Source organism: Streptomyces sp. NPDC059003 (assembly GCF_042740445.1).
Classification (GTDB): domain Bacteria; phylum Actinomycetota; class Actinomycetes; order Streptomycetales; family Streptomycetaceae; genus Streptomyces.
In genome coordinates, this window is the sequence record NZ_JBHYJH010000317.1 from 1 (window position 1) to 5704 (window position 5704).

General features: G+C 69.1%; 5 protein-coding genes and 2 pseudogenes. 4 read left to right on the forward strand and 3 right to left on the reverse strand.

From position 1 onward, the window contains the following. Positions 1 to 91: 91 nt before the first annotated feature. The 3 genes and pseudogenes from metK to ACFWZ5_RS44380 all read left to right on the forward strand — a co-directional run. Positions 92 to 1258: pseudogene (gene metK / locus ACFWZ5_RS44370) on the forward strand (methionine adenosyltransferase); the annotation flags it as partial. A 224-nt stretch (positions 1259 to 1482) separates the two neighbouring features. After that, complete coding sequence (locus ACFWZ5_RS44375) at positions 1483 to 2229, forward strand: substrate-binding domain-containing protein (RefSeq protein WP_384805894.1); 747 nt, start codon at positions 1483 to 1485, stop codon at positions 2227 to 2229. 106 nt (positions 2230 to 2335) lie between these two features. After that, positions 2336 to 2503, forward strand: a pseudogene (locus ACFWZ5_RS44380) (transposase); the annotation flags it as partial. Here ACFWZ5_RS44380 and ACFWZ5_RS44385 read toward each other — a convergent pair. Together ACFWZ5_RS44385 and ACFWZ5_RS44390 are read right to left on the reverse strand one after the other, a co-directional pair. Next, on the reverse strand, positions 2494 to 2892 hold the full coding sequence (locus ACFWZ5_RS44385; RefSeq protein ID WP_384805888.1) for a hypothetical protein: 399 nt from the start codon (positions 2890 to 2892) through the stop codon (positions 2494 to 2496). The pseudogene ACFWZ5_RS44380 and the gene ACFWZ5_RS44385 overlap by 10 nt on opposite strands. A 301-nt stretch (positions 2893 to 3193) precedes the next feature. After that, complete coding sequence (locus ACFWZ5_RS44390; protein WP_384805890.1) at positions 3194 to 4180, reverse strand: ArsR/SmtB family transcription factor; 987 nt, start codon at positions 4178 to 4180, stop codon at positions 3194 to 3196. A 169-nt stretch (positions 4181 to 4349) separates the two neighbouring features. On the opposite strand from ACFWZ5_RS44390, the gene ACFWZ5_RS44395 reads away from it, so the two are divergent. After that, a complete protein-coding gene (locus ACFWZ5_RS44395) occupies positions 4350 to 5258 on the forward strand; it encodes an esterase/lipase family protein (protein WP_384805892.1) in 909 nt (302 codons plus the stop codon). On the opposite strand, the gene ACFWZ5_RS44400 is transcribed toward ACFWZ5_RS44395, so the two are convergent. Next, positions 5255 to 5704: transposase (locus ACFWZ5_RS44400; protein ID WP_384892804.1), on the reverse strand; the 450-nt coding region annotated here is incomplete at its 5' end. The genes ACFWZ5_RS44395 and ACFWZ5_RS44400 overlap by 4 nt on opposite strands.

A 5704-nucleotide genomic window follows, 5' to 3' on the forward strand; every position in this document is an offset into this window, starting at 1 on the left:
ACACCACCCCACCCACAAACACCACCCCAACCACCCATAACCACACCCCACACCCCCTGCGCCCTGCTGACATCCCGGAGACTGGAGAGCCATGCCCCCTCACCTGCTCACCTCGGAGTCCATGGCCGAGGGACACCCCGACAAAATCGCCGACCAGATCAGCGACACGGTCCTGGACGCGCTGCTGCGCCAGGACCCCGCCGCACGGGCCGCCGTCAACACCCGCATCTCCCCCGGCCAGGTACACATCACGGGATGGGTGAGCACACATACGCCCGCCGGCACCCCCGACGCCCCCGACGTCCCCGGCATCACCGCGCTGGTGCGCCGGCGGATCCTCGCCATCGGCTACGACCACCCGGCCACGGGCCTGGACGGCGCCTCCTGCCACATCACCGTGTCCCTCAACACGCAGCCACCGGACACCGCGCCGGTCGGCACCGCCCGCGTCTTGGGCTACGCGTGTACGGAGACGCCGACGCTGATGCCGCTGCCGATCGACCTGGCGCACCGCCTGGCGCGCCGGCTGGCCGTCGTCCGCCGCGTCGGCACCCTGCCCTGTCTACGGCCCGACGGCAGCGTGCAGGTCACCGTCGCATACGACGACGGGCCCGCGCGCCTGGACACCCTCGTGATCTGCGCGCAGCACACGGGCGGCCTGGACCGGGAGGGAGTGCTGGTGCCCGCCATCCGCCGGCACGTCGTCGAGCCGGTGCTGCAGCGCCTGGCCGGGGAGGGGACCGCGCTGCACACGCAGGACTTCCGGCTGCTGGTCAACCCCGCCGGCCGCTTCGAGACCGGCGGCCCGATACGCAAGGCCGGCCGTACCGGCCGGAAACCCCTCACCGACACCTACGGCGGCACCGCGGAGCACGGCAGCGGCACGTTCTCCGGCAAGGACCCCCGAACGGCACACCGCGCGCATGCATACGCGCTGCGCTGGGTCGCCAAGAACGTGGTGGCTGCAGGCCTCGCCGCACGCTGCGAAGTACAGGCGGCCTACCCGACCGGCACAAGCGGGCCCGCGGGGCCGACGGGACTGTCCCTCAACACGTTCGGCACCCACACCGTGGCCCCGGCCCGGATCGAACAGGCCATCAGGGAAGTATTCGACCTGCGGCCCGCGGCCATCACCCGTGACCTGGACCTGCTGCGCCCCATCTACACCCTCACGGCGGCCTACGGCCACTTCGGCCGTGAACTGCCCGACTTCACCTGGGAACGCACCGACCACGCCCAAGCACTGCGCACCGCGGCCGCCGCCCACCCCACCACCCGGCCGCACCGTGCGGACAACCGGACCGGACACCACTCACCCGGAACCCAGCCCGCCGCAACACCGGCCTGATGGTGGCGAGTTCGGCGTTGAGCCGGTCGGAAAGTGCGGCTGCGACCATCGCGTGTTCGGTCATCCAGTCGTCGAGCGCCTGATTACGTGTACTGGCCATGCGACCGACGGTAAAGGAGACGCTCTGTACGCGGATGGGCGCGAACGGGCATGAGGGTCTGCGGACTGGTCGTGGTGGGGACCGACATCGGGCCGGACGCGCGGGCGCTGGCCGTGCGCGACGACGTACCGGTGGTCCAGTTGTACGGGCCGGCACCCGGTCCCCTCGACGGTTCTCCTGCCGCCTCCGGGTTCGGATACGCCGCCGTGGGGACCGCGCTCGCCACCAGCCGCCTCATGGGGCACGGCACAGAGAAATCTGCCTGCTCAGGGATCCGGGCGACCTGCTCGCCGCCCAGCAGACGACCGGCTGGCGCGAGGCACTATCCCGCGGGGAAGCGGCCGGAAGAGCGTTCAACCTGGGCGGTGACCATCAGGGAGCCTTTGGGGACGCCTTGGACCTGCTCGCGCGGAGCGACCGGCCAAGGGCCGTGGTGTGCGGCAGCGACGAGCAGGCCCTCGGTGTCATCGCGGCGGCACGCATCAGGGACCTCAGGATCCCGGCTCAACTGGCTGTCGTCGGCCAAGGAGGAGTCAAGGAAGGCGGATTCAGCGTGCCGTCGCTGACCACCGTGACCACGGACCGCGACCAGATGGCAGCGGTGGCACTGAACGCGCTCGCCTTCGAGATGGAGATCCGGGCGCGCGAACCGGGCGCGGCGCCGGAGAGGGCCCCGGCGCTCCACCCGCCTCCCGCGCCCGGTCTCATGGCTGCTGACTCGTGCGGCTGTACGCACGCGGCGTCGACCGCTCGCTCTCCCGCGGCAGCCCACGCCCGCTGATGAGGAACCCGGCATGCGTATGGGTCTTGGCACCGATCCGTTTCATAATGACCTTGATGTGCCGCTGACAGGGCCGGAGCGACATGTTCAGCCAGCTGGTGATGACACGGTCCTCGATCGGCGGCCGCGCCTGCCAATGTCCTGGACGGATGATCGCGAGCGATGCCGACGGGCAAGCATCGACGACAGTGTCTCCTTCGAGACGAAGGGGACCATGGTCAAGGCAGTGGTCCACCGGGCTGTCGCCGCGAGGATCCCGTTCGGTCAGGTGACCGTGCGGTCCGGCAGGAGGTCGATCGCAGTCGAGGACTCCACGTCGATGAGCACGGTCCCGTAGGTCCGCGACCTCCGGCAGGCGAAGTCGTCCACGCCGAGTACGCGCGACGCCCGGTCCGGCACCGGCGGCGCGTGCAGCAGACCCAGCAGCTGCCCGCGGCCGCTCGGCACGGCGAAGACGCTGCACAGGCGGGCACCCGGGCGGCCTCCCGCGGCCAGCGCGACCGCCCGCCACCATCTCTTCACTCCGAGGCCTGTACGGGCATACCTAGCGGTGCGGCCCTGGACCTGCTCGACGAACGTGCGTCGCCGGCAGCCGGTGTTCTCCCAGAAGAAGCGCCGCACCGTCAGCCGGATCATCAATCGGCGGCCGCCGGTTGAATACATGGAAAGCCGTCATTCGTAGCGGCTGTGCACACGATGAGACAGGACCAAGCAGTCGGGACCATCCAACTCCCCTACGGCTCACCGAGCTTACACTTCAACCAGCGCATTCGTCTCACTGAAGCCCTCTAGCACCAGTCCGACCACCTGCGGCAGCAGGAGCTCCCTGAGAACCGACACCTCGCGCATGACCGGGGGGCATTCCCACCCCAGCATGAGATCGCTACCGGCAGACGATCGTGACCATCACGAGATGTCGACCAGAGCCAAATCCAAATAGCCCCATCAGCGTACTTCCAGGCACTCAGGCGGCACCGGCGATGCCCGTGGGGCCCTCGGCCAGTTCCCTGCCGAGCGGCGTGGGTGCGTGCAGCACCGCGGAGCCCCGTCGGGTGCTGGTGATGAGTCCGGCTTCGCGCAGAGTGGAGGCGTGCTTGCTGGCGGTTCCGATCGAGACGTCGGCACGCATGGCGAGTTCGCTGGTCGAGCACGGCGGATCGAGCGCGCACAGGACGGTGGCGCGGGTGCTGCCGAGCAGGGAGGTCAGACCCTTGCGCGGGACGCCCTGCCGGGCGTGGTGGGCGGCGGGGTAGACCAGGACGGGAGGAAGGCCGGGGTCGATGAAGGTGATGGGGACGCGGGTGCAGAAGAACGAGGGGACGAGGGTGATGCCCCGCCCTTCGAGGTGCAGGTCCCGGTCCCGGGGATAGCGGCAGGTCAGTGTCGGCGGAACCCAGCGGCCGGATGCCTCGAGGCCGTGGAGGAGCTGTTCGACGCCCCCGTCCACCATGTCCCGGCTGCGGCGCGAGCGTTCGCCGTGTACGCAATCGCGGACGTCCGGCCAGTACGGGGCGAGCAACTCGTCGTGGTAGACGGCGAGGGCGTGCTGGAGCTCCTGCCGGACCAGACGGTCACCGACGGCCAGTCGGCGCACCCACTGCGATGCGGTGCGCCGCTGGAACACCACGGCGAGATCCTGCCGCAGCCGGGTGTCAGGGGTGGACCGGACAAGGTCGAGCGAAGCGTCGAAGAGGCCCGCGCCCGCCGGGGTGAGGAAGTCGGGGAAGCCGCCCCGCTGCGGCACCAGCGTCGTCAGGAGCCGTAGGGTGCGCCGGTGGTCCCGTGCCGCGAGCCGGGCCCGGGCGTGCCGCAGCCACGGTCGGTACACCGCGCCGGGCCGGCGTGACTGAAGAATGTGAAGGCTGTTGACCAGTTCCCACATCACGTCCGGCGATGGAGACATGACGGTGCGTGCCAGGTCGTCCGCGGTGAAGTGGATGCGTAGTGCCATCGCCTGCTCCTTCGACGGTGCTCTGCGTGCGGGTTTTCCCTGGGGTGCAAACCGGTGGTCCCGTGACCGGTGTCCTTCCCAGGATGGGGTGCGCTCATAAACGAGCGCTGAACGGGCGGAGCGACCGCTCCCGCCCACGCACTGGAATTGACCATGGGGGAGAACGGACATGTCCGTCTGGAAACCAGGCCGCACCCGGCCCGCCACCGTGGCCGGGGCACTCGGCTGCGCCTTCGCACTGGTGTTTTCCGTGCCCGACGCCGCTGGCGCCGCCGAGCCGCCGCCGCGCGAGGACACCCGTGACCGTCCGGTGATCTTCATTCACGGGATTCAGCTGCAGCCCAACGGCATGCGCTGCGACAGCGTCTGGGGCAAGACGAAGAAGGCGTTCCTGAAGGCGGGTTGGAAGAAGAAGAACCTCATCACCTTCGGCTACTACAAGGACAGTCCTGGAGGGGCGTGCGACGTCCAGTACAAGGGGAACGTGGACTCGGACCTTCGTGACATCGGCAGGTTCCTGCGCAATTACATCTGGAAGCACTACGGCAGCAAGGGCAAGAGCGTCGACATCGTGGCGCACTCCATGGGCGGCCTCATCGCCCGTGAGGCGATCATCCAGGCCCGGCAGGCGGACAAGGACGTGTTCGTCGAGGACGCCGTCACCATGGGCACGCCGTTCCGCGGGTCCGGCCTGGCCGAGGCATGCAGTCTGTACAGCCGCCAGTGCCGGCAGATGCGCAAGGACAGCACCTACCTGCTCACGAGGACGATGTTCACCCTGGCGGGGCTGCACAACGCCCGCGGCGGAACCGACTGGACCGTCATGGGCTCCGAGACCGACGCCGTCGTGTCGCCCAGGAGCGCCATGGGACCCAGCAGGCTGGCGGAACACCACATCCGGTACGTCAAGCCCAGCAAGGTGTACCACTCCAACAACCCCAGCTACTACAGCAAGGGGAAATCACGCAACAGGGCAAAGATCTCCCACAACTACGGCGAGGACTACACGGCAAGGCCCGCGCTCAGGGAGCCGAACTTTCGCGCGGCACTAGCCGCCTACTCCGAAAGCGCCTTCTAAGCGGCCTGGGTGAAGTTGGTTGCTGGCTGTCGGATTCGGTCGCGTTGTCGGGTCATGGCCTGGTCGACGGCTTCGCCGATGGCATCGGTGCTGGTCTGGGCGCGTTGCGGGTAGTCCTGGTACTTCGCCTGGCGCCAGACCAGTTCGATGTCGTTCAACTCCGGGCTATACGGCGGAAGGTAGAACAGTTCCACGCCGATCTTCGCCAGTTGGCGGCGGCCCTTGAACGCTTCGGCCACGTGCGCCGAGGCATTGTCCAGCACGACCGTGCACGGCCTGTGCCGTTCCCAGACCGGCATGACGTCGACGCCGATGCCGTCGGCGGCCAAGTCAAGCACGGCCGCTCCGCCGCCCAGCCCCGCCAGCCGGACAAGGACGAACTCCAGCAGCAGGTCGTGGACGACCCCCGACCAGGCCGAGCCGCCGAACTCCTCGGCGGTGTCGCC

Bases quoted from the DNA above. Each gene is read 5' to 3' on its own strand.
- ACFWZ5_RS44375 (WP_384805894.1), top strand. From the start codon at position 1,483: ATGGGCGCGAACGGGCATGAGGGTCTGCGGACTGGTCGTGGTGGGGAC.
- ACFWZ5_RS44385 (WP_384805888.1), bottom strand. From the start codon at position 2,892: ATGTATTCAACCGGCGGCCGCCGATTGATGATCCGGCTGACGGTGCGG.
- ACFWZ5_RS44390 (WP_384805890.1), bottom strand. From the start codon at position 4,180: ATGGCACTACGCATCCACTTCACCGCGGACGACCTGGCACGCACCGTC.
- ACFWZ5_RS44395 (WP_384805892.1), top strand. From the start codon at position 4,350: ATGTCCGTCTGGAAACCAGGCCGCACCCGGCCCGCCACCGTGGCCGGG.